The sequence below is a fragment of the Hymenobacter latericoloratus genome, assembly GCF_014199535.1.
In the GTDB taxonomy this organism is placed as follows: Bacteria; Bacteroidota; Bacteroidia; order Cytophagales; family Hymenobacteraceae; genus Hymenobacter; species Hymenobacter latericoloratus.
Map to the genome: position 1 here is coordinate 25915 of NZ_JACHNV010000004.1, position 25633 is coordinate 51547.

General features: G+C 61.7%; 17 protein-coding genes and 1 pseudogene. 9 read left to right on the forward strand and 9 right to left on the reverse strand.

Annotation, left to right across the window (positions count from 1 at the left end):
- Window positions 1-16: 16 nt before the first annotated feature.
- Window positions 17-964 (reverse strand): 3-oxoacyl-ACP synthase III family protein, encoded by a 948-nt coding sequence (locus GGU46_RS14610; protein ID WP_183404515.1) that lies wholly within the window; start codon window positions 962-964, stop codon window positions 17-19.
- A gap of 160 nt (window positions 965-1124) precedes the next feature.
- Between GGU46_RS14610 and GGU46_RS14615 the strand changes: the two genes are divergently transcribed.
- Together GGU46_RS14615 and GGU46_RS14620 are read left to right on the forward strand one after the other, a co-directional pair.
- Window positions 1125-1694 carry a hypothetical protein gene (locus tag GGU46_RS14615; protein ID WP_183404320.1) on the forward strand — a complete coding sequence of 190 codons (570 nt, stop codon included), beginning with the start codon at window positions 1125-1127 and terminating at the stop codon, window positions 1692-1694.
- A gap of 380 nt (window positions 1695-2074) precedes the next feature.
- Complete coding sequence (locus GGU46_RS14620; RefSeq protein ID WP_183404321.1) at window positions 2075-4972, forward strand: PA14 domain-containing protein; 2898 nt, start codon at window positions 2075-2077, stop codon at window positions 4970-4972.
- Window positions 4973-5118: 146 nt separating this feature from the next.
- Here the strand turns inward: GGU46_RS14620 and GGU46_RS14630 are convergent.
- Window positions 5119-5825: pseudogene (locus tag GGU46_RS14630) on the reverse strand (head GIN domain-containing protein).
- Window positions 5826-6125: 300 nt separating this feature from the next.
- Complete coding sequence (locus tag GGU46_RS14635) at window positions 6126-8183, reverse strand: M13 family metallopeptidase (protein ID WP_183404324.1); 2058 nt, start codon at window positions 8181-8183, stop codon at window positions 6126-6128.
- A gap of 100 nt (window positions 8184-8283) precedes the next feature.
- Here GGU46_RS14635 and GGU46_RS14640 point away from each other — a divergent pair, with 100 nt between their 5' ends.
- Together GGU46_RS14640 and arfB are read left to right on the forward strand one after the other, a co-directional pair.
- Complete coding sequence (locus tag GGU46_RS14640; RefSeq protein ID WP_183404325.1) at window positions 8284-8739, forward strand: hypothetical protein; 456 nt, start codon at window positions 8284-8286, stop codon at window positions 8737-8739.
- Window positions 8740-8782: 43 nt separating this feature from the next.
- Window positions 8783-9190 (forward strand): alternative ribosome rescue aminoacyl-tRNA hydrolase ArfB, encoded by a 408-nt coding sequence (gene arfB / locus GGU46_RS14645; RefSeq protein ID WP_183404326.1) that lies wholly within the window; start codon window positions 8783-8785, stop codon window positions 9188-9190.
- A gap of 195 nt (window positions 9191-9385) precedes the next feature.
- Here arfB and GGU46_RS14650 read toward each other — a convergent pair whose 3' ends face one another.
- Complete coding sequence (locus tag GGU46_RS14650; RefSeq protein WP_183404327.1) at window positions 9386-10090, reverse strand: hypothetical protein; 705 nt, start codon at window positions 10088-10090, stop codon at window positions 9386-9388.
- Window positions 10091-10112: 22 nt separating this feature from the next.
- Window positions 10113-11498: a magnesium transporter gene (gene mgtE, locus GGU46_RS14655; protein ID WP_183404328.1), complete on the reverse strand. Its 1386-nt coding sequence runs from the start codon at window positions 11496-11498 to the stop codon at window positions 10113-10115.
- Window positions 11499-11779: 281 nt separating this feature from the next.
- Between mgtE and GGU46_RS14660 the strand changes: the two genes are divergently transcribed.
- The 3 genes from GGU46_RS14660 to GGU46_RS14670 all read left to right on the forward strand — a co-directional run bounded on the left by GGU46_RS14660 (window position 11780) and on the right by GGU46_RS14670 (window position 15472).
- Window positions 11780-12604: a cyanophycinase gene (locus tag GGU46_RS14660; RefSeq protein ID WP_139924853.1), complete on the forward strand. Its 825-nt coding sequence runs from the start codon at window positions 11780-11782 to the stop codon at window positions 12602-12604.
- Window positions 12605-12775: 171 nt separating this feature from the next.
- Window positions 12776-14023: an OmpP1/FadL family transporter gene (locus GGU46_RS14665; protein ID WP_139924852.1), complete on the forward strand. Its 1248-nt coding sequence runs from the start codon at window positions 12776-12778 to the stop codon at window positions 14021-14023.
- Window positions 14024-14044: 21 nt separating this feature from the next.
- On the forward strand, window positions 14045-15472 hold the full coding sequence (locus tag GGU46_RS14670) for an SGNH/GDSL hydrolase family protein (RefSeq protein ID WP_139924851.1): 1428 nt from the start codon (window positions 14045-14047) through the stop codon (window positions 15470-15472).
- Between the two features lie 79 nt (window positions 15473-15551).
- Here GGU46_RS14670 and GGU46_RS14675 read toward each other — a convergent pair whose 3' ends face one another.
- From GGU46_RS14675 to polA, 3 genes are all read right to left on the reverse strand, one after another.
- Complete coding sequence (locus GGU46_RS14675; protein WP_183404329.1) at window positions 15552-16571, reverse strand: YpdA family putative bacillithiol disulfide reductase; 1020 nt, start codon at window positions 16569-16571, stop codon at window positions 15552-15554.
- A 54-nt stretch (window positions 16572-16625) separates the two neighbouring features.
- Window positions 16626-17054 carry a DoxX family protein gene (locus GGU46_RS14680; protein WP_183404330.1) on the reverse strand — a complete coding sequence of 143 codons (429 nt, stop codon included), beginning with the start codon at window positions 17052-17054 and terminating at the stop codon, window positions 16626-16628.
- Window positions 17055-17249: 195 nt separating this feature from the next.
- Window positions 17250-20144 carry a DNA polymerase I gene (gene polA, locus GGU46_RS14685; RefSeq protein ID WP_183404331.1) on the reverse strand — a complete coding sequence of 965 codons (2895 nt, stop codon included), beginning with the start codon at window positions 20142-20144 and terminating at the stop codon, window positions 17250-17252.
- A gap of 315 nt (window positions 20145-20459) precedes the next feature.
- Here polA and GGU46_RS14690 point away from each other — a divergent pair, with 315 nt between their 5' ends.
- Complete coding sequence (locus tag GGU46_RS14690; RefSeq protein WP_183404332.1) at window positions 20460-21191, forward strand: hypothetical protein; 732 nt, start codon at window positions 20460-20462, stop codon at window positions 21189-21191.
- 423 nt (window positions 21192-21614) lie between these two features.
- Window positions 21615-23126 (forward strand): T9SS type A sorting domain-containing protein, encoded by a 1512-nt coding sequence (locus GGU46_RS14695; RefSeq protein ID WP_183404333.1) that lies wholly within the window; start codon window positions 21615-21617, stop codon window positions 23124-23126.
- An 84-nt stretch (window positions 23127-23210) separates the two neighbouring features.
- Here the strand turns inward: GGU46_RS14695 and GGU46_RS14700 are convergent, their stop codons facing one another.
- Window positions 23211-25631 (reverse strand): hypothetical protein, encoded by a 2421-nt coding sequence (locus GGU46_RS14700; RefSeq protein WP_183404334.1) that lies wholly within the window; start codon window positions 25629-25631, stop codon window positions 23211-23213.
- Window positions 25632-25633: the final 2 nt, after the last annotated feature.

A 25633-nucleotide genomic window follows, 5' to 3' on the forward strand; every position in this document is an offset into this window, starting at 1 on the left:
TTACTGGTACCGGTGATTAGCGCTCCAGCAGCATGGCGCCGTAGGAGTAGCCGCCCCCAAATACCGTCACGACTACCTTGTTGCCGGGCTGCAGTTGGGCCCAGGTATCGGCCAGGGCAATGGCGGCCCCGGCGCAGCCGGTGTTGCCCAGCTCCTCAATGTTGGATACGGCCCGGTCCTCGCTCAGGCCCAGCTGCTGGAGCACGTTTTTGGTAATGCGCAGGTTGGCCTGGTGCGGAATCAGGTAAGAAATATCACCAACTGCCAACTGGCTGCGCTCCATAATCTGCTGGGTTACCCGCGTCATGTAGGTGCAGGCGTGCAGGAATACGTCTTTGCCGTGGGGCATCACAATGCCTTTTTCTACGGGCTTGAGCGTCACGGAGTGGTCGGCTTTGCCAATGTTGCCGGCCCCGCCCGTGAGCACGGAGCGCACGTGCAGGTCGGTGGGGGCGAGGCGGTCGGCGGTCAGGAGCAGGGCCGCGGCGCCGTCGCCCCAGAGGTGGCCGGCCACGGTGTCCTGTTCGTTGTTGTAGGCCGTGTTGTGCTCACTTACTACTACCAAAGCCCGGCGGGCTTTGCCCAGCGCGAAATAGCCCTCCACGATTTCTACGGCATTGAGCAATGAAGAGCACGCCGACGAGATGCTGACCACCGGAATATCCGACACGTTGAGTTCCCGCTGCACGGCGTGGGCCACAGTGTAAATGGTGTCGTGGGGGGTATAAGTGCCGCCTACAATCAAATCCACCTCAGCAGCCGGGAAGGCCGTTGTTTGGGCCAGTACCCGGCGGGTAGCCTCCAGGGCCATGGTGTTGGTGTTTTCCCCGGGGCCAGCCTTGCGCCTGTTCCGAATACCGGTGCGTTCCGTAATCCACTCGTGGGAAAGGCCGTTAAGTCGCGTGAAATGAGCGTTGGAAATAACTTCGGCGGGCAGATAAGCCGCCACCTGATGAATGTACACGGGAAGGAAAGCAGGGTGGAGCAAAGCAGAAAGAAGGTGACAAGGTACACCTTGCCGGGGCAAGTTTGCGGTCCTTTGCCAGGGAGGCCCGTACTTTGTGCCCATCTTCCTCGTTGAACGCGTACCGGCCGTCCGGGTTAAGAGCCTGAGCCATAATATTATGATATTCCGTTTCCCCCTTCGTGGCTGGCTGCTACCGGCTGGCGGCCTGCTGGCTGCCGCTGCGTTGGCTTTGCCGGCCCACGCCCAAAAGTACCGCACCGCCGCCGGCCTGCGCCTCGGTAAAAACAACTATGGCCTCACGGTGCAGCAGAAGATTCTTGACAAAACTACGCTGGAGGGACTAGCCCTCGTGGGCACGCGCGAAGTCAGTGCCACGGTGCTGGCGGAGCGGCACTTCGGGATTCTGGGGCCCAGCCTGAACTACTACTTCGGGGCGGGGGGCCACCTGGGCACCCACAAAGACACCGGCGGCTTTGGCGGCCTCGATGCGCTGGCGGGGGTAGAGTATAAAATTGCGTTTACCCCCGTCGTGCTGAGCCTGGATTTCAAGCCTACCGTCGAGTTCAACTCCAACGACTGGGCCCGCTTTCCCACGGCTTTTTCAGTGCGCTATGTTTTTGTAAAAGAGAAAACTACCGGCTTGTTCGACGGCCTCTTTGATGGCGAAAAAGATAAGAAGAAGTCGAAGCCAAAAAGCAGCCCCCGCAGAGGCCTGTTCGACTTCTGACCCCGCTCCCTTGGCTGACAGGCAGCATCAGCGCCGGCTTCCCCGCTTGGAGGGAAGCCGGCGCTGCTGTTATTACAAGCTAATCCTAACCAGGACAGGCAGCTGAAAAAATACTGAATATAGCAAAATTCTAATGGCTTTGCGGTAAGTTTCAGGCTGTAAGGGCTAAAAAAATTTTGGCGTTATCCTTCGGCCGCTTGTGGGCCTAACAGGTTATGCGTGGGGTTTTAAGCTGATTATCGAAGGCAGAATGGCTTGGAATAGTTCTATCGCTCTTTCCTGATTAATACAATATAAAATTAAAATGTTGCAATAAAATCACATATCCTTATCTTTATTATCTGAGTTGTACTGAATTCATTATATATAATCTGCATAGGATGAAAAAAATTTCCACTTCATCGTTGCGGAGCTGGGCTGGCGTTCTGCTGGGCGGATTATGTCTGCTGGGCACCGTTCATAGCCAAGCTCAGGCGCAAAGCTGCTCCGGGACGAACCCGGGCGGTCAGCCGGCAGGGAATGGCCTGTACGCCGAGTACTTCGGTGGGTACTTTGCCGATGACGTCGGGTTCTTCGCCGACAACGCTAACCCACCCCAGCTGAGCCGGGTAGAAAGCCAGGTGAACTTCCCGACCAGCGCCGACTTCGGCGACCTGCGCCCGATTTCGGAAGGCACGGCCGAGGATGCTGACCGGTTCAGCCTGCGCCTGCGTGGTAGCCTGAACATTGCCACGGCCGGCACCTACACCTTCTACCTCACCTCCGACGATGCCTCCTACCTGTGGCTGGATGGGGCCGCCCGGACCGTGTCGCCCGACCTGACCGCGGCCCTGATCAGCAACGGCGGCACGCACCAGCCCGTGACGCGCACGGCCACGCTTACTCTTTCGGCGGGCTACCACAGCGTGCAACTGCTCTACGGCGACGATTGTTGCAACAACACGCTGGTGTGGGAGTATGAAGGGCCAGGAGTTGCCCGGCAGGTAGTGCCCGCTTCGGCGCTGTGCACGGCCCTGGGCGCGGCGGCCCTGGTTCCCCAGGCCCTTGCCTACGCGCCGGCGGCGCAGGCCCTGCCCACCGGCACGGCCCGTAGCTCCGCCGCCCCCACCGTGCAAACCGGCGGGGCCGCCGTTACCGGCTACGCCATTGCCAACGCGGCCGAACTGCCCGGTGGCATTAGCATCAACCAGGCCAGCGGCGTGCTGACGGCCAGCGCGGCCGTAGCCCCCGGCACTTACGACGTGGATGTAGCCGTCACGAATGGGGTAGGCACGGCTATGTTCCGCAACGTTTTCCGGTTTCTGGTAACCCCGCCGCTGCCCGGCGGCTGCGGCGGGTCGGACCCGGGTGGGCAGCCAGCCTCGGCGGGCCTGTATGCCGAGTATTTTGGCGGCTACTTTGCCGATGACCCCACCTTTTTCAGCGGCCGCACGCCTGGCCTGGTGCGCACGGATTTGGCCATTGACTTTCCCAACGATAATAGCTTCGGCAGCCTGTTGGGTACTGCTCTTGGTGGCACCCGCGCCAACCCCGATAAGTTCAGCCTGCGCCAGCGCGGTAGCCTGTACCTGGCCGCTACGGGTACGTACACGTTCTACCTCACCGCCGATGATGCCGCCTACCTCTGGCTGGATAACGCGGCGCTGGCCTCGCCCCTGGTCCTGGCCGATGCCACCATCAATAACGGGGGCTACCACCTCTTCCAGACCATTGCTGTTACCCTGAAGCTGAACGCCGGCCTGCACAACCTGGCCCTACTCTACGGCGACGACGGGGTTGATAATGGCCTGGTGCTGGAGTACGCCAGCCCGGAGCTGGGCATTGCCCGCACCGTAGTGCCCGGCAGCATGTTCTGCTCCTCTACGCAGCCCCTGCTGCCGCTGGCAACGGCCCTGGCTTACGCCACCAACACCATGCGGGCCACCGTGGGCACCACCACCGTATCAGCGGCTCCTACGGCCACCAGCGCCTCGGCCGTGGCCGAGTACCGGCTGGCCAACGCGGCTGCGCTGCCGGCCGGCATTACCATCAATTCTGCCACGGGTCAGATTTTGGTAGGGCCCGAGGTAGCCGAGGGAGACTACAGCTTGGATGTGGCCGTGCGTAACTCGGGTGGCACCGTGGTGTTCACGCAGGTTCTGGCGCTTACCGTAGCCGCCCGGCCGCCCCTTGGCTGCTCGGGTCTTGACGGCAGCGGTACGGTAGCTTCCTCGGGCCTGTTCGCTGAGCTTTTCCCAGGCTATTTCAACGACGACGCCAGTTTTTTTGCTACCACTACCCCGAAGCGGACCCAGGCTACCCAGCTGGTTGATTTTGGTGCCAGCCAAAGCTGGGGCGACCTCAGCCAGGTAGCCGTGGTCGGCAGCGGCCAGCAGCCCGATGAGTTCAGTGCCCGCCTGCGGGGCCGCATTCTGATACCAGCCACCGGCACCTACACCTTCTACCTCACCTCCGACGATGCCTCCTACCTGTGGCTGGATGGCGCGGCCCTGGCTACTACCCCCACCGTAGCCTCAGCCCTGATCAACAACGGCGGCCGCCACCAGGAAACCACCGTATCGGGCAATATTACTCTCACGGCCGGCCTGCACGATATGCTGCTGCTCTACGGCAACGGCGGCGGGCTGAACATTCTGCGCCTGGAGTACCAAAGCACCGATGCCAACGTAAGCCGGCGGCTGGTGCCGGCCGGGGGGCTGTGCACTACTTCCTCCAACTCGCCGCTGCCCGTTACGCTTACCTACTTCGGGGCTCAGGCCACTAAGGCGGGGGTAGTAGCCAGCTGGGAAACCTCAGTGGAGCTCAACAGCGCCGCTTTTATTGTGGAGCGCTCGGCCAACGGGCAGGTGTTTGAAGCCGTGGGCCGCTTGGCCGCCGCCGGCAACTCGCAGCGTCGGCAGTCCTATTCTTTCACCGACCGCGCCCCCTTCAGTGGCCTGAGCTACTACCGCCTGCGCCAGCAGGACACGGACGGCACCACCCACCTCTCCGACGTAGTATCCGTGCGCTGGAATGCTGCCACGAAAGAGGTGCAACTGGCCGTATTCCCGAACCCAACCGCCACCGGCTCGTGCACGGTGCGGCTGGAACAGGCCACGGCGGTTGCGGCCCAGCTGCAAGTGCTGGACCTTACCGGCCGCCTTGTGTACAGCCAGCAGCTGCCCGCTGCCCTGGTGCAGGAACACTCTTTTGCTACCCGGCAGTTGCGTTCTGGCGTTTATCTGGTTCGGCTTACCTCCGCGCAGGGCACCATTACGCAGCGGCTGGATATTCAGTAACAAGCACCTGGCCTGGCCACCGGGCAGACCAGCAATGCTCCAGGACAGTTCGTTCACTGCTCTTTTTTACCACGCAAAGCCCCGGCCACCATCTCAGGTAGCCGGGGCTTTGCGTGGTAAAAAAGAGCAGTGCCGCCGGTGCGGCCTTATTCGCGGTGCACCCGGCCGCTGCCTACCACCGAGCTTTTCACCTGCGGGTTGCCGGTCACGAATACGTCGCCGGAACCAACGATGCTGGCCTCCAGCCGCTCCGTGGCCTGCACCCGGCAGTTGCCCGAGCCGCTGATGCTCACGCTGCACGTCTTGCTTTGAAGCTTGGTGGCCTGCACGCCCCCGAGCCACTCACGCTGATAGCGTGGCTGGGGGCTACCCCGGCCGCCTGAATACTACCTGAGCCCGACAACGACGAGTCGATTTTGTTGGCCGTAACGCTGCTAAGCTGAATGCTGCCCGAGCCGCTCACCGACAGGTCGAGGTTGTCGGCTTTAATGGGGTCGGCGGCCCGGATGCTGCCCGAGCCGCCTACGGCCAGCCCCTTAATGGTGGGCATAGTCACGTACACAGTCACGTTGCCTTTGTAGCTGTAGGAGCTGAAATAGCCCTCTTTCTTGGTGTTGATGCGCAGCTTGCCGTTGGTTACTACGGTTTCGAGGTGGGCCAGGTCGGTGGCGTCGCCTTCCACTTCCACTTTCTGGGGGCTGCCCTGGCGGAGTACTACCCGCATAGAGCCGCCCAACCCCACCGAGGTAAAAGCGCCCACGGAACGAACTTCATGCGAAGCAGAAACCCGGAAGGCCGATAAGAGCAGCACGGCCACAAGCAGCCCCGGCACGAGTAAGCGAAGAATTTTCATACGAACAGGCAGGTTAAGGTGGAACAGTCAGGCAGTAAGATGACGTTAAATTCTCAACCGTTGCCTTCCTTTGCAAGAGAATATTAAATAAATTAAATTAATGAATAATTTATTGATTATGAATCATATAGATATAGGGTCGCGGCCCTTTTCAGCCTGTTGGGTGTCAAAAGAATTGTGTGTTTTGAATATATAGCTTACAAGGTGTATCAGCGCACAAAGCCACTCCACCTTAGTCCCTATTAAAAAAGCCTTCTGCATAGCGCAGAAGGCTTTTTCAGACAACAGCAATGGTAGCGTTTACCAGATTTTGACCCGCGCGGAATCGGGGCGGTAGAGCTTGTCGCCGGGTTTCACCCCGAAGGCCTCGTAGAACTCCGGCACATCGGCGAAGGGGCCGTTGATGCGGAACTGAGCCGGCGAGTGCACATCGGTGAGAATGGCTTGGGCCAGCCGCTCGTCGCGCTGGGTGGTCTGCCAACCCAGGGCGTAGCCCAGGAAGTAGCGCTGCAGGGGCGTGAGGCCTCCAATCTTCTCGCCCTTCTTGTACTGCTCGGTTTTCTTGAAAGCATCCAGGGCAATGACGATGCCGCCCAGGTCGGCAATGTTCTCGCCGGCCGTGGCCTTGCCGTTGATGTGCAAAGAATCCAGCACAGTGTAGTCGTTGAACTGGCGCACAATGCCGTTTACGCGCTGCTGAAACAGCTGCCGGTCTTTCTTGGTCCACCAGTTGCGCAGGTTGCCTTTGTCGTCAAACTGGCTGCCCTCGTCGTCGAAGCCGTGGGTTAGCTCGTGGCCGATGGTGCTGGCCCCGGCGTAGCCGTAAATAATGGCATCGTCGGCGTTGGCGTCCATCAGGCCCGGAATGGCGAAAATGGCCGCCGGCAGCACAATTTCGTTGTTGCTGGGGTTGTAGTAGGCGTTGTACGTCTGCGGGGTCATGCCCCACTCGGTGCGGTCCACGGGCTTGCCTAGCTTATTGATGTTGTAGCGGTAGGCCCAGAGGTTGGCGCGCATCACATTCTGAGCGTAGGAGCTGCGGTCAATCTGCAGGCTGGAGTAGTCCTTCCACTTGTCGGGGTAGCCTACCTTGCGCGTGATTTTGGCGAGCTTCACCAGGGCTTTTTGCTTGGTAGAGTCGCTCATCCAGTCCAGGGCGTTGATATGGTCCCGGAAGGAAGCCACCACGTTTTCGGTGAGCTTCTCGTAGCGGGCCTTGGTTTCGGGGGTGAAGTATTCTTTCACGAACAGCTGGCCCAGGGCCTCGCCCATGGCGTTTTCCTCGGCATCCAGCACGCGCTTCCAGCGGGGGCGCTGCTGCTTGGCGCCCTGCAGAATGGTGCCGTAAAAGCGGAAGTTCTCGTTATCGAAATCTTGGCTGAGGGTGGGGGCAAAGGCGTGCACCAGTTGCCACTGCAGGTAGGCTTTCCAGTCGTCGAGGGGGGCCGAGGTGAGCAGGCGGCCGGCTTCGCGGTAGAACTCCGGCTGGCCCACAATAACCGTATCGGCCCGGCCCAGCTCCATCTGCGCCAGCCAGGGTTTCCAGCTGACGCCGGGCGTGAGCTTGTCAAGCCCCGAAACGGCCATTTTGTTGTAGTTGGCGTACGGGTCGCGCAGGGCTTCCAGTTTGCGCGAAGAGGCGGCCAGCTTGGTTTCCAGCTGCACAACCCGGCCCGCACTGGCCTGGGCAGTAGCGGCGTCCTGGCCCAGCAGCGTGAACATCTTCACCAAGTGGTTGCTGTACTCCTGCCGGATGTTTTTGGTGCGGGCGTCCTTGTTGAAGTAATAGTCGCGGTTGGGGAGGCCCAGGCCCGATTGCCACAGCTGCAGCGCCATTTTCTCGCTGTTCTTGGCATCCTGCCCCACGTAGGGCCCGATAAGCGCATTCACCCCCATGGTTTGCAGGTGGGCAATGGCGGCCTGCACATCGGCCAGGGACTGCATGGCCTGAATGCGCGCCAGCTCGGCTTTCAGCGGCGCCACGCCTTGCTTGTTGATGCCCGTGCTGTCCATACCCGCGGCCCAGAAGTCGCCGATTTTCTGCTGTACCGAGCCGGGGGTGGCCTTCGCACCGGCGGCTTCCTCGTTGAGCTTGCGCAGGCGGGCGTATATCTCGTTCTGCACCTCCTTGCCAATGCCCCAGTTGCTTTCCGAGGCCGGAATGGGGTGCTGCTTAAACCAGGTGCCGTTGGCGTAGGAGTAGAAATCGTCGCCGGGCCGCACGGTCGTGTCGAGGTTGGCCGTCAGCAGGTCAGGCTGGTTGGAGGCTGAGGTGCCGCCGGATTGGCAGGCCCCAAAGGCCAGGCCCAGCAGGGGCGCGGCCAGCAGCCAGGGCCGCAGAGAAGGGGAGAAGGTCATGCAAAAGAGAAATGAGCAGTAAGAGGTAGGCGAATGTAGCGCGAACCGGCCGGTTCACGTAGGCGCAAAGACAGCCGTTCCTTCTCGCCGTTGCCTGCCAATGAATCTGCCTCAGTTACTCCTGCTCAATTTTGTGCTGGCCAGCTACCTCACCGGCGTTATCTGGACGGTGCAGCTGGTGCACTACCCCGGCTTTGCCCAAGCCGACCGGGCCGGCTTCACGGCGTTTCATCAGCAGCACTCCCGGCGCATCAGCTGGCTGGTAATGGGCCCTATGGTGCTGGAGCTGCTGCTGGCTCTGGCCCTGGCCTGGCAGGGCCACGAGCTGGGCCTGTGCCGCTGGTGGCAGCTGGCGCTGGTGCTGCTGGTGTGGGCGGCTACGTTCTTTGTTTCGGTGCCCTTTCATAACCGCCTGGCCGAGGGCTACGACTACGTGGCCATTGACGGGCTGGTGCGCACCAACTGGCCCCGCACCCTAGCCTGGACCCTGCGCACCGTACTCCTGGGCTGGCAGCTCTGGAAAATGCTGCATTTTGCGGCTGAAACCACCAGCTAAACCATCCGTTTGCTCCAGTTTCCTACCCCTGACATCTTCGCCAATGCTGCCGCCCCCCGATGCCTTCCTGCCCGAGCTTTCCTTCCAGACCAGCCGCAGCAGCGGCCCCGGCGGCCAGAACGTAAACAAGGTGGAATCACGCGTGGAACTGCGTTTCCGCATTCCGGACTCTCTGCTTCTCACCGACGAGCAGAAGCAGACGCTGCTCCAGAAGCTGGCTTCCCGGCTCACCTCCGAGGGCGAGCTGCTGGTAGCCGCCCAAGAAGACCGCAGCCAGCTGCGCAACAAGGAAACGGCCCTGCGCAAGTTCTACGAAACCCTGCAGAAGGCCCTGCACAAGCCCAAAGCCCGCAAAGCTACCCGACCCAGCCAGGGCGCCGTGCGCCAGCGCCTGGAATCCAAAAAGAAGCACGGCGACAAGAAAGCCAACCGCGGCCGGGTCGATTTTTAGTAATTCTTCGTGGCGCGGGCGTTCCGGTCCGAGGGCGCAGCCATCCGACCGGTTTTGTTGCTGACTGCTGCCGGAAGGGTTTGGTGCGGTGGAGGGGGTAGGCGGAAACGGCCCCGGCGGCGCAAGCGTCCATTGGCTCCGGCGCGGCCCTAGCGTCGGAGCCAATGGACGCTTGCGCCGCTTGTTGGCCCTGGCTTAGTTTAAATCCAGCCCGAACAGCACGCCAAACCAGGGCTTGCGCTGGTAAATCCAGTGGCGGCCATCGGGGCCCAGCAGCTGGTCGGCGCCTACGGCTAGGCCCAGGTTAAAGATGCGGGCATCATAAATGGCGGCGGCCCCGGCGTGCACCACGAAGCCCTCGTACTCCGCCACTTGGGTTTGCTGGCGGGTTACATCGGGGTTGATGATGGTGGAACCCAGGCCCGTGAATACCCCGTAGCCCAGGCCCACCGTCCGGATTTGCGGCTCCTGCCGGCCCGCCAGCAAGCTCCGGCTATTGACGTGGTAAAAATCAAGCCGCCGGCCGAAGTAAAGCGCCGCGTTGAAGTTGGTGTTGAGCTGCACCGGCACCGGCCCCTGCGGCAGCCGGGCCTTGAAGGGAATCGTGAAAACATCGAGGTCGAACTTTCGGTCGAGCAGGATGACGTGGTGCCCCCGGTGAAGGCCGTAGCTGAAGCGCTGGGGGGTAGCCTGCGTTTCGGTCTGCGAAACGAACAGCAACGAATCGTGGGCCTGCTCCACGTAAAAGGCGCGCTCCTGGCCTGCGGCAGCGGCCAGGATGGGGTCGTCGGTCTGGAACAGCTGGTAGTCGCCGGGCTCCAGGGTAGGCAGGTGCCCCACGGCTGCGCACCCGGTCAGTAACCCGGTTCCGAGAAGAGCACAGAACAGTGAGAGGCGCATAGGAAGTAGCTATACGCCAAGTTTAGAGCAGGGTGCCGCTCAGGACAAACGTGGCCACGGAAAAGTAAATGATAAGGCCGGTAACATCCACCAGAGTAGCCACGAACGGGGCCGAGGCCGTGGCCGGGTCCAGGCCCAGGCGCTTGAGCAGCATGGGTAGCATAGCCCCCGACAGCGCCCCCCACAGCACGATGCCCAGCAGCGAGAAGCCCACCGTCACGGCAATCAGCCGCCAGTACGGCCCAAAGTAGCCGGGGTCAATGGCCGTGGCCCACAACACAATCCGCAACGAGCCGACTACCCCCAGAATACCGCCCAGCAGCAGGCCCGAGAGCAGCTCCCGGCGCATGACCAGCCACCAGTCGGAGAGGGTAAACTCGCCCAGGCTCATGGCCCGGATAATCAGGGAAGTGGCCTGGGAGCCGGCGTTGCCGCCCGCCGAAATAATCAGCGGGATAAACAAGCCCAGTACGGCGGCCTTCTGCAAGTCGTCCTCGAAGTGGTGCATGGCCGAGGTGGTCAGCATTTCGCCCAGCAGCAGAATCACCAGCCAGCCCGCCCGCTTTTTTACCATGCCCCAGATGGAAGTAGCCAGATAGGGCTCATCCAGCGCCTCGGAGCCGCCCAGCTTCTGAATGTCCTCGGTGTCTTCTTCCTCCCGGATGTCGAGAATATCATCAATGGTCACGATGCCGAACAGCACGCCTTCGTCGTTCACGACGGGTAGGGCTACCCGGTCGTTTTTGCGGAACACGTCAATGGCTTCTTCCTGGTCCTGCATCGTGCTGAGCTTCACGAAGCGGCGGTCCATCAGCTCGCCCACGCGCCGCTGCGGATCGGCCAGCAGAAACTCCCGGATGCGGATGTCGTCCAGGAGCACGCCCCGCTCGTCGGTCACGTACATCACGCTCAACGTTTCCGACTGCCCGCCGTGGCGGCGGATGTAATCCAGCACCTGCTGCACCGTCCAGTTCTCGCGAATGGCAATGTAGTCGGGCGTCATCAGGCGGCCCACCGAGTACTCGGGGTAGCCCAGCAGCTCCAGCGTGACGCGGCGCTCCGGCTCCGAGAGGGTCTGAATCAGCTCCCGCACCAGCTCATCGGGCAGAAACTCCAGCAGGGCCGTCCGGTCGTCGGGCGACATTTCATTCAGAATGTCGGCAATTTTATCCTGGCTCAGGTTGGCCAGAAAGTGCTTCTGAATGTCGAGGTCGAGGTATTCAAATACCTCCGTAGCCAGGCTCAGGGGCAGCAGCCGAAAAATAATCAGCTGCTCGCGCTCCTCTTCCTGTTCCAGCAGCTCCACCACCTCGTTGGGCTCAAAGCGCTTGAGTACTTCCTTGAGCTTAAAAAACTCGCCCTCCTGAATCAGGGACGTGATATGTTCGGTAGTCGGGTGCTGATTCATGAACGGCAAGAGGGGGTGTTTTTCGCTAGGCAGAAGGAATTGGTGAGAAGCGCCGAACCGGCGCGCAAAAGTAGCCTTTTCCGGGCCCGTATGGTAGCAGCCGGCGGATATTTATCGGGGCCGCCAACCGTACGTACGCCGGCCCCGGGCCGGACGGTTGGCCCGGCCCCGGGCCGGCTCAGTTGCCCGTAATCCAAGCTCGTCCGTAACCTTCGCCGGCGCCGGGCAGTTCCTTGCGGTGGGTTCCTTGCTACTTTCGGCCCACTTTCTTCTGCCTGCCTATGCCCCATTCATCTGCTACCCTACCCCTCGGTACGCTTGTTGCCCTTGGTGGGGGCGATGATGATGCGATGCTCGTGCTGCTCTGCGACCTGCTGCCCGAGGCCGACACTCCCGTAGAGATTATCACCGTCGCCTCCCGCGACGATACCCGCTCGGGCCGGGCCTACGAGCGCGCCCTGCGGGAGCTGGGCTGCACCGGCGCCCGACACCTGCGCATCAGTGAGCATCACCCCCCGGACGCCCCCGATACCCTGCGTCGCCTGCGCCGGGCGGGCCTCGTGTTTTTCTCGGGCGGCGACCAGGAGCGCATCACCGATTTTCTGCTGGGCACGGAGTTCGTGCGCATTCTGCACGAGCGGTACCAGCAGGAGGCCAGTTTTATTATTGCCGGCACCAGCGCCGGGGCCGCCGTGATGCCCGAGTACATGGTAGTGCAGGGCTACGGCTGGCGGGCCCTGCGCAAGGGCGGCACCCAAACCAGCGCCGGCCTGGGCCTGCTGCCCCGCCTGCTCATTGACCAGCACTTTGTGGAGCGGGGGCGGTTTGGGCGACTGGCGCACGCCCTGCTGGTGCATCCCATGTGCCTGGGCGTGGGCCTGGCCGAGGAAACCGGCGTGATTATCCGGGGGGGGCGCTACGCCGAAGTATTCGGCGACGGGGTAGTGATGGTAGTGGATGGCCGCCACCTGCACGGCAGCAACCTGGGCCAGGTAGGCCGCGGCGAGCCGATTGGGGCCCAAAACCTGCGGGTACACCTGCTGGTAGCCGGCCAGCAGCTGGATTTACTTTCGCGGGAAGTGGTAGCCGGGCCACCTCCGGGGTAGCGCTACCCGGCCACTGAGGGGTGGAGAAACGCAACGGATGTTGGGCGGAACGGAAAAAGGCATTGGCAGCGGCGGAATCCTGCTTTCAAGTTTGATCGGCAAGCCGACTAAACTTCGTTTTTCTCGCTACATTTAGGCCATAAACCCCCAAATTCTCACTCATCTCTTCGTATGAATTTAAAATCTTTACTCCTCGCGGGAGGGGCGCTGCTTTCGGGTACGGCAGCTTCGGCGGGTGGCTACCAGGTAACCCTGGCCGGCCAGAAGAATAACGGTATGGGCGGCGTGGGCGTAGGCTTGTCGCTGGATCAGGCGGCCATGTTCTACAACCCGGGCGCCCTGGCGTTTGTGAAAGATCGGGGCGTGCAGGTTGGGGTGAATGCGACCCTGGCCCGCAATGCTTTCGTGGCCGAAGGCGGCACCCAGCAGCGCCAGCTGCGCAACTCCGTTACTACCCCCCTGAACCTCTACGCCGGCTTTGGCCCCACGGAGGGCAAGTGGCGGGCCGGTATTGCGGTGTACACACCCTTCGGCAGCAAGCTGCAGTACGCCGAGGGCTGGGAAGGTCGCACTTCCCTCACCGACATTGACCTGAAATCGATATTCGTGCAGCCTACCGTCAGCTACGCCATTACTGACCACCTGAGCATCGGGGCGGGCCTGGTAATTCTGGCCCAAGGCTCGGTAAACCTGCAGCGCGATATTCCTCTGCCCGACTCCTACGGCCATATTGAGCTAGACGGCAAAGCCGAAACCAAGTTCGGCTTCAACGCCGGCATCATGCTGCGCCCCTCCGATAAGCTTTCCATTGGCCTGAACTACCGCTCCAAAATTGATGCGGTAGTGAAGGACGGCGACGTGACGTTCACCAACGTTCCGGCCGCGTTCAGCTCGCGCTTCCAGGCCACCAAGTTCGGCGCTACCCTGCCCCTGATTGCCACTACCAGCATCGGTATCGGCATCACGCCCACTGAAAACCTGACCATCGGCTTTGATGCCAGCCTGGCGCAGTGGAGCAAGTACCGCGTGCTGCGCTTTAACTTCGATCAGCAGATCAATGGGCAAACGTTCAGCGAATCGAAACGCTACTACCAGGATGCCCTGACTTTCCGCCTCGGCGGGCAGTACAAGCTCACCAGCGGCCTGACCGTGCGCGCCGGCGGCGCCTACGACCAGACGCCCGTACCGGAGGGCTACCTCACCCCCGAAACTCCCGACAATGACCGTATTAGCGGTACCGTGGGCGCTTCCTACAGCTTCGGCAAGTTTGGCGTTGATATTTCAACCCAGTACGTGAGCATCCGCAAGCGTACCGAAACCCAGCAGGAACTGCTCAACAACGGCACCACCGACCGCATTGCCGGTACTTACAAAACCAACATCGTGATTCCGGGCATTGGCCTGAACTACGCTTTCTAACCGCGCTTCGCTCCCCGACCCATGAATACGTTTCTGATTCGCAAGTTTACTCCCGTAGCGGCGCTGCTTGGGCTGGGCCTCAGCGCCTGCCAGCCCGATCTGGAAGACGACTTCAAGCCCAGCAGCGGCTCGGCTGACTTCTCGCGCTACATTGCCGTGGGCAACTCCCTTACGGCCGGCTTTTCTGATGGGGGCCTGTACCTGGAAGGTCAGCTGAATTCCTACCCCAACCTGCTGGCCCAGCAGTTCCGCGAAGCCGGCGGCGGCGATTTTGTGCAGCCCCTGTTCTCGGAGGCCCAGAGCAATGGCTCGGGCTACCTGCGCCTGGCCGGCTTTACGGCGGCTGGCGCTCCCATTACGGCGTCCGTAACCGATAGGCTGGCCCTGCGCGCCGGCGCTACGGCTGCCCGCCCGCTCTACACCAAGTACACCGAGCCCGTCAACAACCTGGGCGTGCCCGGCATCCGTCTCTCGGATATCGAAACGGCTGGCTACGCTCAGGGCAACCCGTACTTCGAGCGGATTACCCCCGACGCCCAGGTTACTACCCAAACCTACCTGGCCCGCGTAGCGGCTTCCAACCCTACCTTCTTCACCAACTGGCTCGGTAACAACGACGTGCTGGGCTACGCCACGGCTGGCGGGGCCGCCAATAGCCTCACCACCCCGGCGGTCTTCACGGAGAAGAACACCAAAATTATTGACGCCCTGACTGCTAACGGCGCCAAGGGCCTGGTGGCTACCATTCCGGACGTGACCAACATCCCGTTCTTCACCACGGTAGGCCCCACGTTCAAGGCTACCCTGACGACCCTGAACGTACCCGGCCTGGTTATCCAGACGGGCTCGGCGGCTGGCGGCCCCACCTCCGGTAACCGCAAGCAAATCACGACGGCTGATATCCGGGACGCCAGCGGCACGGGCCGGCAGCTGTTCACCCTGACGTCCTCGCCCTTCCTGGGCCTGTTAAACCAGCGCACCGGCCGCGCCTGGCGCTACGTGTACGCGCAGAGCGGGCAGCCGGCCGCCGGCCTCAGCCTGTTCCTGACGGCTTATGGCATTGATACCACGGCTACCTTCGGTACCAGCGCCGGCAACCCCATTCCCAGCCTGTTCGTGCTGGATGATGTGGAGCAGGGCCTGGTGCGCACTGCTACCACGGCCTTCAACAACACCATCCGCAGCAAAGCCAACGAGAAAGGCCTGGCTATTTTCGATGCCAATGCTTACTTCACCAGCGTGGCTGGTAGCGGCATCGTGAGCAACGGCGTAAACAACACGGCCAGCTTTATTTCGGGCAACCTGTTCTCCCTGGATGGTGTGCACCCCACGCCCCGCGGCTACGCCTTCGTGGCCAACGAAATGATTAAGGCCATCAACGCCAAGTATGGCTCGAAGATCGGGCAGGTAAACCCCAACAACTACCGCGGTGTACGCTTCCCGCAGTAAGCCCTGGGTCCTACCCCTTATGTAGCGAAAAAGCCTTCCTGCTCATGCGGGAAGGCTTTTTTATTGACTGCTTGATTGATCAGCGGGTTAGCTGCACGGGCTGGAGCACCTGCGGCAGCTCAGGCGCGGCTTCGCCGGCCAGGCGGGCGGCAATTACCTGGGCGTGGTAGCGGCCATTCTCGATAAACCAGCGGCTGGTGTTCAGGCCCCCGCACACGGTGCCGGCTAGGTACACGCCGGGGCGGTTGGTTTCCAGCGTATCGGCGTCGTGGGTGGGGGTTTGGGCGGCGTCGGTCTGGCAGGTGATGCCCAGGGCCGCCAGAAACTCAAAATCGGGGTGGTAACCGGTGAGGGCGTACACGTAGGTAGCGGGTAGGGTCTGGGGGCCGTCCGGGGTTTGCACCTCCACGGTTTCCGGGGTGATGCGCCGGATGGTGGTGTTGAAAAGCGCTTTGATGCGGCCTTCCTTAATGCGGTTCACCAGATCGGGCCGGATCCAGTACTTCACCGACTCGCTGATTTCCGGGCCGCGCACCACCATGGTTACGTCGGCCCCGGCGCGCAGCAGCTGCAGGGCGGCTTTGGCCGAGGAGTTTTTGGCGCCTACCACTACCACTTGCTGGCCAGTGTGGGGGTAGGGCTCCTTGTAGTAGTGCGAAACATGGGGCAGGTCTTCGCCGGGTACGCGCAGGTAGTTGGGCACGTCGTAGAAGCCCGTAGCCACAATTACGAAGCGGCACGCAATGCGGCCTTTTTCCGTGACCACCTCGTAGCGGCCCGGCTCGCCTTCCAGCCCCAGCACCCGCTCGTAGAGGCGCAGCTGCAGGTTTTCGGCAAAGGCTACCCGGCGGTAATAGTCGAGGCCATCTTCGCGCAGGGGTTTATAGTGGCTGGTCGGGAAGGGGTGGCCGCCGATTTCGAGCAGCTCGGGGGTAGAGAAAAACTCCATGTTGGTGGGGTAGCCGATGATGGAATTCACCAGCGCGCCTTTATCTATCACGCAGGCCGTAAACCCGCGCCGCTGCACCTCAATGGCGCAGGCCAGCCCCACGGGTCCGGCCCCGATTACCACCACGTCGAAAAAAGAATCCGTAGTCATATGCTGTGAAACCGACGGCGGGGCCGGGTAGTTTGCGTTCCGGGCACTAAAATGCTACCCATTGCGGCGCGAGGCTACCCCCCGCAGCGCCCCCGTACTCCACAGAGCCCAGCCCATGAGCACGGGCTGGAAAAACAGCCGCCCGAAGCGCTTGGCGTCCGTATCGAGGCCGAAAGCGGAAATATGGTGGGTGTACTGGTGCACGTTGCCCGGAAATACGGCAGCGTAAAACGCGGCCAGCCCAATGCCCATGCGCACCCGGTTCCGGCCTTTCAGGGCCAGCAGCGCCAGCCCCAGCCCGATTTCCACTACCCCGGAGGCCAGCACGGTAGTATCCTTGTCCAAGGGTACGAAGTCGGGAACCTGGGCCTGAAACTCCTGGCGGGCGAAGGTGAGGTGGCCCGTGCCGGCTACTATCATGAACGAGCCCAGTATGCCGCGGGCTACGTTTTGCAGGGTGGTGGTATGCGTTTTTTTCAGCATTGGAGGTAGGGGCCAGGATTAGCCTGGTTCCCTCTATACGGCCGGGTAGGGCGGCCGGCTACCTCGTTTGGGCAGTTACTCCCACGAAAAGCGCCTGTCATTCCGATGCAGGCGGAATCTGAGTTTGCCATTTGATGGCTTAACCCAAATTCCTGACTCTGCTCAGAATAACAGGCGCTTTGCTGGTAATGGGGCTTAGTGGGCCTGCAGCCAGTTGCGGCCGGTGCCTACTTCTACCTCCAGGGGCACGCCGTGGGGTAGGAGCAAAGCGTTGGACATCAGTTCCTTGATCTTGGGCGTGATGTACTCCACTTCTTCCTGCACGGCGTCGAACACCAGTTCGTCGTGTACCTGCAGAATCATTTTGGTGCCGAGCTTCTCCTGAATCAGCCACTCATGGATGTTGATCATGGCTTTCTTGATGATGTCGGCGGCGGTGCCTTGAATGGGGGCGTTGATGGCGTTGCGCTCGGTGTAGCCGCGCAGGGTAGCGTTGCGCGAGTTGATGTCGCGGAGGTAGCGGCGGCGGCCCAGCAGGGTAGTGGCGTACTCCAACTCCCGGGCCTTGTTGATGCTGTCGTCCATGAACTTCTTCACCGACGAAAACTCCTCGAAGTAGGTCTCGATGATGTCAGTAGCTTCCTTGCGCGAAATGCCAATGCGCTGGGCCAGCCCAAAGGCTGAAATGCCATAGATGATACCAAAATTGACGGTTTTGGCTTTGCGGCGCATCTCGCCATCTACCTGGTCCAGGGGTACGTGGAATACCTTGCTGGCGGTGCTGGTGTGAATATCGAGGCCCTGGCGGAAGGCTTCAATCATGGTCTGGTCACCCGAGAAGTCGGCCATGATGCGCAGCTCCACCTGCGAGTAGTCGGCGGCCAGCAGTACGTGCTGCTCATCGCGCGGCACAAAGGCCTTGCGGATTTCCCGGCCTTTCTCCGTGCGGATCGGAATGTTCTGCAGGTTGGGGTTGGTGGAGCTGAGGCGGCCGGTGGCCGTTACGGCTTGGTTGAAGGACGTGTGCACGCGCCCATCGGCTTCACATACCAGCTGGGGTAGGGCCTCCACGTAGGTGGAGCGCAGCTTGGTGAGCTGGCGGTGCTCCAGAATCAGGCCGGCAACGGGGGCGTCGGCGGCCAGCTGGCTCAGGATTTCCTCGCCGGTGGCGTACTGGCCGGTTTTGGTTTTCTTGATTTTGCCCCCGCCCAGGCCCATTTTATCGAATAATACTTCGCCCAGCTGCTTCGGGGAGCCAATGTTGAACTCCTGCCCGGCTTCCGAGAAAATCTGCTTCTCAATGTCCTGAATGTAGCCCTGCAGCTCGGCCGAGTATTCGCCCATGGCCGAGGAGTCAATCTTCACCCCCTCGTACTCAATGTCGGCCAGTACCGGCACCAGCGGGTTTTCGACCTCGTTCAGCAGGTCGAGCAGTCCTACCTCCTTGAGCATGGGCTCGAAGACGTGCTTGAGCTGCAGGGTCACGTCGGCATCCTCGCAGGCATAGTCTGACACCTCGGCGGGGGGTAGGTCGGCCATGGTTTTCTGGTTTTTGCCTTTGGGGCCGATGAGCTCCAGAATGCTCACGGGCGTGTAGTGCAGGTAAGTCTCGGCCAGCACATCCATGTTGTGGCGCATGTCGGGCTCCAGCAGGTAGTGCGCCAGCATGGTGTCAAACAGCTTGCCGCGCATGGTTACGCCGTAGTGCTTCAGAATAGTTAGGTCGTACTTGATGTTCTGACCCACTTTCACAATCTGCTCAGCATCAAAGAAGGGCCGGAACTCATCGACCAGGGCCTGGGCTGCGGCCGCGTCATCGTGCGGAACGGGCACATAGTAGGCCTCACCGGGTAGCCAGCAGAAGGACAGGCCCACTAAACGGGCCGTCATAGTGTCGAGGCCGGTAGTTTCGGTATCGAAGCTGACTTCGGTTTGCTGGAGCAGAAACTTCAGCAGGCTCTGGCGCAGCTCGGGCGTGTCGATGAGGTGATATTGGTGGGGCACGTCCTGCAGGGTAAGGCGCGGGCCGGCAGGCGCCCCGAAGGAGCCGGTTTCGCCTTCTTCGGCAGCAATACCCACGGCCGCGTCGGCAGAGGACGCAAAAAGGCTGCCCTGACCCTCCGCTACGTGCGGGCGGCGCGAGCCGGCCCGCGGGTTGGCGCGGTCGGGTGCGGCCGAGATGCCGGCGGCGCTACCCCCGCCCAGCACCCGAGCTGCCAGCTGCCGGAACTCCAGCTCCTCGAACAGCTGCCGCAGCGCCTCTACGTTGGGCTGCTCCAGGCGCAGGTTCTCCTCATGGAACTCGATGGGCACGTCGAGGTGGATGGTGGCCAGCTCCTTGCTCAGCAGGCCCTGCTCGGCGAAGTTGCGCACGTTTTCCTGCTGCTTGCCCTTGAGCTGGTCCACGTTGGCAATCAGGTTTTCCACCGAGCCGAACTCCTGCACCAGCTTTTTGGCGGTTTTCTCCCCAATGCCCGGAATGCCCGGAATGTTGTCGGAGGCGTCGCCCTGCAGGCCCAGAATGTCAATGACCTGCTCTACGCGCTCAATCTCGAAGCGCTCCAGCACGTGCTTTACATCCAGCACCTCGGCGGCGTTGCCCATGAAGGCGGGCCGGTAAATCTTGATGCAGTCGGTTACCAGCTGGCAGTAATCCTTGTCGGGCGTCATCATGAACACCTCCCCGAAGCCCTGCTTTTCAGCGCGTTGGGCCAGAGTCCCAATTACATCGTCGGCTTCGAAGCCATCCACCATCAGAATGGGGATGTTGAAGGCCTGGATGATGCGCTTGATGTAGGGAATGGCCAGCCCGATGTCCTCGGGCATGGCCTGGCGCTGGGCCTTGTACTCGGCAAACTGCTCGTGGCGGAAGGTTTTCTTCTGGGCATCGAAGGCCACCCCAATGTGGGTAGGCTTTTCCTTCTGGAGCACTTCCACCAAGGTGTTGGTGAAGCCCAGGATGGCGCCCGTATTGAGGCCCTTGGAGTTTACGCGAGGGTTTTTGCTGAAGGCAAAGTGGGCGCGGTAAATCAGGGCAAAGGCGTCGAGTAGAAAGAGCTTGTGGGGCTGGGGGGCAGGAGCGTCGGTCATATCTGCGAAGGTACGCAAGGCAGTGGGGTAGAGGTTGGGCCCCGGTACCAAATGTCACGCTATGCCCCGGCCAGTGCCCCCCCGGCCGCGCGGCTGCCGCCAGCAACGGCCTGATCCTTACAGGCTGCGCGCTGATGTGGCGGAAATAGTTCTGATAATTATTGGAAAAAGCAAAGTCACAAAGCCGGGCAGGGCTACCTGGTTTGGTTGCGGAAAGGCCGCCATCTTGCGCCGCAGTAGCAGCGAGCGGCCGTTGGCTCTGGCCGGTGGTCTTCCCTTGCTCGGCAGGTACTTTATTTCTCTTCCTTCTTTTCCATGCGTACTCTTTTCTGCGCCGCTCTGCTGAGCGGGGCGCCCGCCCTGGCCCAGGCTCAAGCGCCTACCCCTTTGCCCGACTCGGCTACCACCTACAAGCACCAGCTGGGCCTGACGGCCAGCCCCGTGCTCGAGGGCTTTTTCCGCAACAACCGTTCCCTACCCCTGGGCCTGCTCTACAAGCGGCAGGTGCGGCCCAACCAAGCTTGGCGCCTGGGAGCGGTGGGCAGCTACCGCTACACCAAGCGCTACAAGCCCTACCCCCTCACGAACCGCGACTTCAGCGAGAGCAGCCTGAGTGTAGAAGCCTACACGGGCTACGAGTGGCAGAAAGCCCTGACCCGCCGCTGGGTTGGCTACGCCGGGGTGGATGTGGGGGTAGGATATACGATTTTTCACTCAAAAGAGTATTCTGAGCGCGGAGAAGTAGTAAATGGGGAACTCACTGTTTTTTCTTTTTACGATCAGAATCGACAACGCACATATGCGGTGTTCGCGAGGCCTTTGGTGGGAGCACGCTACCAGTTACGGCCCTTCCTATACCTAAGTGCTGAAGCGGCTCTATCTGTCCGATATAACCATTATAGGTTCAGAGGCAGTATTGTCCGGACATTCAGGGATACCGGGGAACTAGTCGGCATCGGAGAGGGCCGATCTTTAGAAAACCAAACAAGTGCTACACTACGTCCCCTCAGTCAAATCAGCGTGCATTACTTGTTTGGACGCCTCTAGGGGTAGAGGCTGCTTTTTATTCATTTTTCTACCTGTCTTATGTCAAAGAATTACCTTTTTGCTTCGCGAAAAGCCTTGCTAATAACTCTAGTATGGCTGTTATCTGTAGTCAGTGCTTACGCACAAACCTTCCGCACTTATACCAAAGCGGTTTGCCCAAATCAGATGGTCACTTATGTTCTGGAAAGCATCCCATCCGGATACCGGGTGAATACTAACAAAGCCAGTGCCTCCGGTGGTGCGCTTCTCAACTCACCTGTTGTTAGCAGCAGTAATACTGCTGAATACCAAGTAAAGTGGGGAATGGGTGCCACAGGTTCTATAGCTTCGGGCCTTGAGAAGCCGGTAAAAGATGCACAGGGAAATATAAAAGAATGGGTTGATGTTTCAGCTTCAAACACCCCCAGTATTATCATCAAGAGCGTGTTCGGGGTGCGCATTAACGCCCAGATCAATAATACGAGCGTGATTGAGCTGCCGCTGTGCAGTGGGGCGCAACAGCTCACGCTTACGCTGCCGCAGCTCTATTACGATGATGCCGGAGCCTACCCGGTGGAGGCGTATGTGTGGACAGTGCCCAGCACGTTCACGGTGCAAAACGCGCAGCCGGCTACGGACTTTGGCCCCGGCCGGTGGCTGGGTGGGCGCTCCATCACGGTTACGGCCCCGGCCAGTCAGCTAAACGAAGTAGTGCGCGTGGTGCTGTGGAGCCGCGAGTGCAACCAGAACCCGACGTATAATAACCCACCCGCAACTCTCATCAGCTTCGAGCAAAGCGTGACCATCCGGCGGGTGCCGCCTACCCTTACCAGTGTCACGGCCTCACGTGCGGCCCTGACCTGCGGCGACCAGACCCCACTCACGCTTACGGCCAACCTGAGCCAAAGTGGTGGGGCCAGCGTTAGCTACACCTGGCCCGCAACCCTGCCCGGCGGCTGGAGCTACCAGACCCCAGCCCCGCGCACGGGCAGCAGCGTAGTCGTAATTCCCAGCGGGCAGCCCGGCAGTATTTCTATTCCGGTTTCGGCCAGCTACAGCTGCGGCGGCGTTAGCGGCACTACTCCTGCGGTAACCTATGCTACTACTGTTAGCACCCAAGTAGGTAAGGTAGTGTTCAAGCCCAACAACTACGATTTTTGTCTGGGCGAAACCAAGCGGCTGGAGGTGCAGCCTATTTCGGGCGTGACCTCCTACACCTGGCAGCTGCCTCAGGATTTCAGTCCAGCCACGGCTACCACTACCGTGCCCTACCTCACGGTAACTGCTCCTAGCCAGGGCACTACCTACCAGGGCCGCCGCTATATCCGGGTAACGGCCGGCTCGGGCTCCTGCGGTACCAGCTCCGATACTGTAGGCTTTAAACTAGGCACCGGCCTGGTGTACTTTACCAGCCCCTACGGCGACGTGGTAGATGGAGAGGAAGTATGCGCCGGCAGCGTCGTGACGCTGTGGGCCAATCTCTACAACGACCGGGGCACCAACACCGGCTATACCTGGACCGCCTCGGGCGGGGAACTGCTCGACGACCAAGGCACGGCCGGCATGCGCGTCCGGCTGCCGGGACCGGGCAACTGGGTGAACGTAGCCGTGCGCTTCACCAATGACTGTGGTGGTGTTAAAATCGGGTACTTTTCTTTGCGCACCGTGGAGCGGTTTTCCAACGGTTTCTATTGCCAGCCCGAAATTCTGCCCCGTCTGGCGGTGGCCCCGGCCTACCCTAACCCGGCCTCCGAGGAGCTAATAGTGCCCCTGCTTGCCGGCACCAAAGGTCATGTACGTCTCTTCAACGGGCAGGGCCGGCAGGTGCGCCAGACACCGGCCAAGGGCGCTCAGGTGGTGCTGGACGTACGCCAGCTGCCCGAGGGCCTTTACCAACTGCAGGTGCCCGGCCCCGATGGTAGCATCCGGCATCAGCAGATACAAGTGCAGCACTAGCATGTAGCCATACATTCAGCAACAAAAGCAGCCCCGGCCTCTAGGCCGGGGCTGCTTTTGTTTTAAAGAACGGAGGACCTGCCTTTACAGGGGTTGTTTCACCTCAAACGTAAAGCTGGTGCTACCCGGCAAGCCGGTGGCTGAAAGGCCCTGCACTACCACCAGGTAGCGGCCGGCCTGGTCGCCGGTGTAGAACTCCAGCTGCTGCGCGCCGCTGCCGGTGGCGGTTACGCTGGGGTTCCAGTAGAGCAGGTTGCGCAGATCGGGCAGGCGGCTGCGGCGGGCTTCGGGCGTGTCGTAGCGCGGGGCATAAAACTCGCGCTGGCCCTGCAGGCCCTCGTACTGCTGCACCAGCACCCGCGGGTCGAGCGGGAAGCCTTCCAGGTCGCCTTTGTAGGTGGTAAAGCTCACCAAGCCGCTGTACAGGGCCGGCCCGTGAAAGTAGCGGCTGGTTATTACCTCCAGCTTCTGAATTTTCAGCGGGTCGAGGGCCATAAGCTTGTTGAGGTTAAACACGGGCACCCCGTCGAGCAGCACCATGGGGTCCTCGGTGAAGGTGGTTTGGTTGATGCGGTCCACCACCATAAAGTGAAACCCATCCTTGCGGCGGCGCACCAGCACCCCCGGCACGTACTCGCGCATCACTTCCTCCAGCACCTTAAAGCGGGTATATCGGTCCAGCAGATATGTTTCGTCGGCCTTGCCGTAGAAGGCCGTGCTGTCGGCGGGGGGTAGGCGGTAGCGGCCGCGGGCCGGGTTGGCAAAGACCCGCTGGACCTGCTGCTGAAAGTAGCGTTTGGTGTAGTCGGCCGGGTACTGGGCCAGCGGGACGAAGGCCGGGACCGGCGCGGCCGGGTAGCGCTCCGAAAACGGATTCAGCAGCTCAATCCGGCAGGTGCTGTCCTGGCGCGGGTTGGTTTGCACCATCACTTCCCCGGGGCCGTACACCTCCGGCAGCTCAAACTGTACCAGCCCGGCCGCGTTGCTCAGGCCGCTTTGCAGCCGGATAATGCGGCTGGGCACCGAGAGGTAAGTAAGAAGGCCCGGTGCCGGCTGGGTAGTGCCCACCTGCGTGAGCCGGGCCCGCATAATGGGCCCGTACAGCTCGGGCGGGTACGGGAAGGCCGGGGGGGTAGGGGCCCGCACGTCTTCCCAGCGGAAGCGGCTCCAGCCCTGAGTCAGCAGCAGGTTGTTGGTGGCGGCGGCCGCTTCGGGGCCGGTAGCGGTAAGGTAATACTCGGGGTGCTCTACGGTTCCTGGCACTTCCGAGGCCAGCCAGAGGTAGCTGCCAATGTCGGGGGTAGGGCCGGTAGCCAGCGAATCGAGGCGGTACACGGCCACCGAAAGACTGGCCCCCGGGGCGGGCAGCGCGGGTGCCCCGGCTGTAGCCACGGCCAGGCGCACCGGCTCGCGGGGGGCGTACTGTGGCTTGTCGGGGCGGGCGCTAATGACAAGCTGCTGGCGGGGCACCCGGAAAAACAGCCGCTCCGCTACGGGCTTCTGCTCCGCGTTAAACACGGTAAGGCGCGAAACGCCCTCCGGCAGCTGGGTGCGGTCGAGCAGGAAGGTAGCCTGCCCGTTGATCAGCTGGGCCTGGGCTGCCAGGGCCACCTGCTGCCGCGAGTGACTCAGCAGATACATTGTTTCGGGCCGGGCGCTGGTGCTGCGGACGGTAAGCGTCAGGGGTTTGGCGTCATCATCTTCAAGCCCCAGCACGTAGCCCTGCGCGTACACCCGCGGCAGCCCGCGCCGCAGCACCCGGCCGCCGGGCAAAGCCACCACGGCCGTGTACGTGGCGCCCGGCTCGGGCGTAAACGAGAAGCTGCCCATGCCGTAGCGCAACGTCTGGAAAGAAGCCACGGTAGTGCCGGCCTGGTTGAGCAGGCGGCCCTGGGCGCCTACCCCCGTGCCTGCCCCGGAGGTTACCTTGAAGCCCACCGTGCTGCGCAACCCCTGCACCAGCTGGCCGCCTTCCGGAAAAAACTGCACGTCGTACGCCACGGAATCGGGGCCCGTGGTGGCAGGGCCGTCGGCTGCCGTCCGGGGGTTTGCTACCGTTACCTGGCGCTGGAAGTAGTAGGCCGGGTCAAAGTTCTGCATCCAGCTGGTGTAGGCCCGCACCGTGTACACGCCCGAAGCCAGGGAAGCCGGCAGCTGAAACGAGCCGTGACCCGTGGCCTGCCGCACCGGAATTTTGGCCTGCAACACCGGGCGGTTGGCCTGGTCCAGCACCTCCACGTAAGCCACGGCGCTAAAGGCCTGGGGCCGGGAAACGGCGTACACCTTATACCACATGGTTTCGCCGCTGAGGTAGAAAGGGCGGTCCAGGTGCAGAAACAGCTTCTCGGCAACAGCCCGCTGCTGGTAGGTGCCCAGGGCCCGCCGGAGGCTGTCGAGCGGGTCCTGCGCCGCCCGGCCGGTGGCTACTGGCCCTAGCAGCAGCAGCGCCGGCAGCCACCGGCCCAGGGCGCGCACGGCCGGCAAGCAGGAGGGAGGGGTAGGCATGG

What these genes read in the sequence shown, in the direction of transcription:
- GGU46_RS14700 (WP_183404334.1), bottom strand. Translation starts at nt 25,631, where the DNA reads ATGCCTACCCCTCCCTCCTGCTTGCCGGCCGTGCGCGCCCTGGGCCGG.
- mgtE (WP_183404328.1), bottom strand. Translation starts at nt 11,498, where the DNA reads ATGAATCAGCACCCGACTACCGAACATATCACGTCCCTGATTCAGGAG.
- GGU46_RS14690 (WP_183404332.1), top strand. Translation starts at nt 20,460, where the DNA reads ATGCGTACTCTTTTCTGCGCCGCTCTGCTGAGCGGGGCGCCCGCCCTG.
- GGU46_RS14650 (WP_183404327.1), bottom strand. Translation starts at nt 10,090, where the DNA reads ATGCGCCTCTCACTGTTCTGTGCTCTTCTCGGAACCGGGTTACTGACC.
- GGU46_RS14665 (WP_139924852.1), top strand. Translation starts at nt 12,776, where the DNA reads ATGAATTTAAAATCTTTACTCCTCGCGGGAGGGGCGCTGCTTTCGGGT.
- GGU46_RS14620 (WP_183404321.1), top strand. Translation starts at nt 2,075, where the DNA reads ATGAAAAAAATTTCCACTTCATCGTTGCGGAGCTGGGCTGGCGTTCTG.
- GGU46_RS14615 (WP_183404320.1), top strand. Translation starts at nt 1,125, where the DNA reads ATGATATTCCGTTTCCCCCTTCGTGGCTGGCTGCTACCGGCTGGCGGC.
- GGU46_RS14680 (WP_183404330.1), bottom strand. Translation starts at nt 17,054, where the DNA reads ATGCTGAAAAAAACGCATACCACCACCCTGCAAAACGTAGCCCGCGGC.
- GGU46_RS14635 (WP_183404324.1), bottom strand. Translation starts at nt 8,183, where the DNA reads ATGACCTTCTCCCCTTCTCTGCGGCCCTGGCTGCTGGCCGCGCCCCTG.
- polA (WP_183404331.1), bottom strand. Translation starts at nt 20,144, where the DNA reads ATGACCGACGCTCCTGCCCCCCAGCCCCACAAGCTCTTTCTACTCGAC.
- arfB (WP_183404326.1), top strand. Translation starts at nt 8,783, where the DNA reads ATGCTGCCGCCCCCCGATGCCTTCCTGCCCGAGCTTTCCTTCCAGACC.
- GGU46_RS14660 (WP_139924853.1), top strand. Translation starts at nt 11,780, where the DNA reads ATGCCCCATTCATCTGCTACCCTACCCCTCGGTACGCTTGTTGCCCTT.
- GGU46_RS14670 (WP_139924851.1), top strand. Translation starts at nt 14,045, where the DNA reads ATGAATACGTTTCTGATTCGCAAGTTTACTCCCGTAGCGGCGCTGCTT.
- GGU46_RS14675 (WP_183404329.1), bottom strand. Translation starts at nt 16,571, where the DNA reads ATGACTACGGATTCTTTTTTCGACGTGGTGGTAATCGGGGCCGGACCC.
- GGU46_RS14640 (WP_183404325.1), top strand. Translation starts at nt 8,284, where the DNA reads ATGAATCTGCCTCAGTTACTCCTGCTCAATTTTGTGCTGGCCAGCTAC.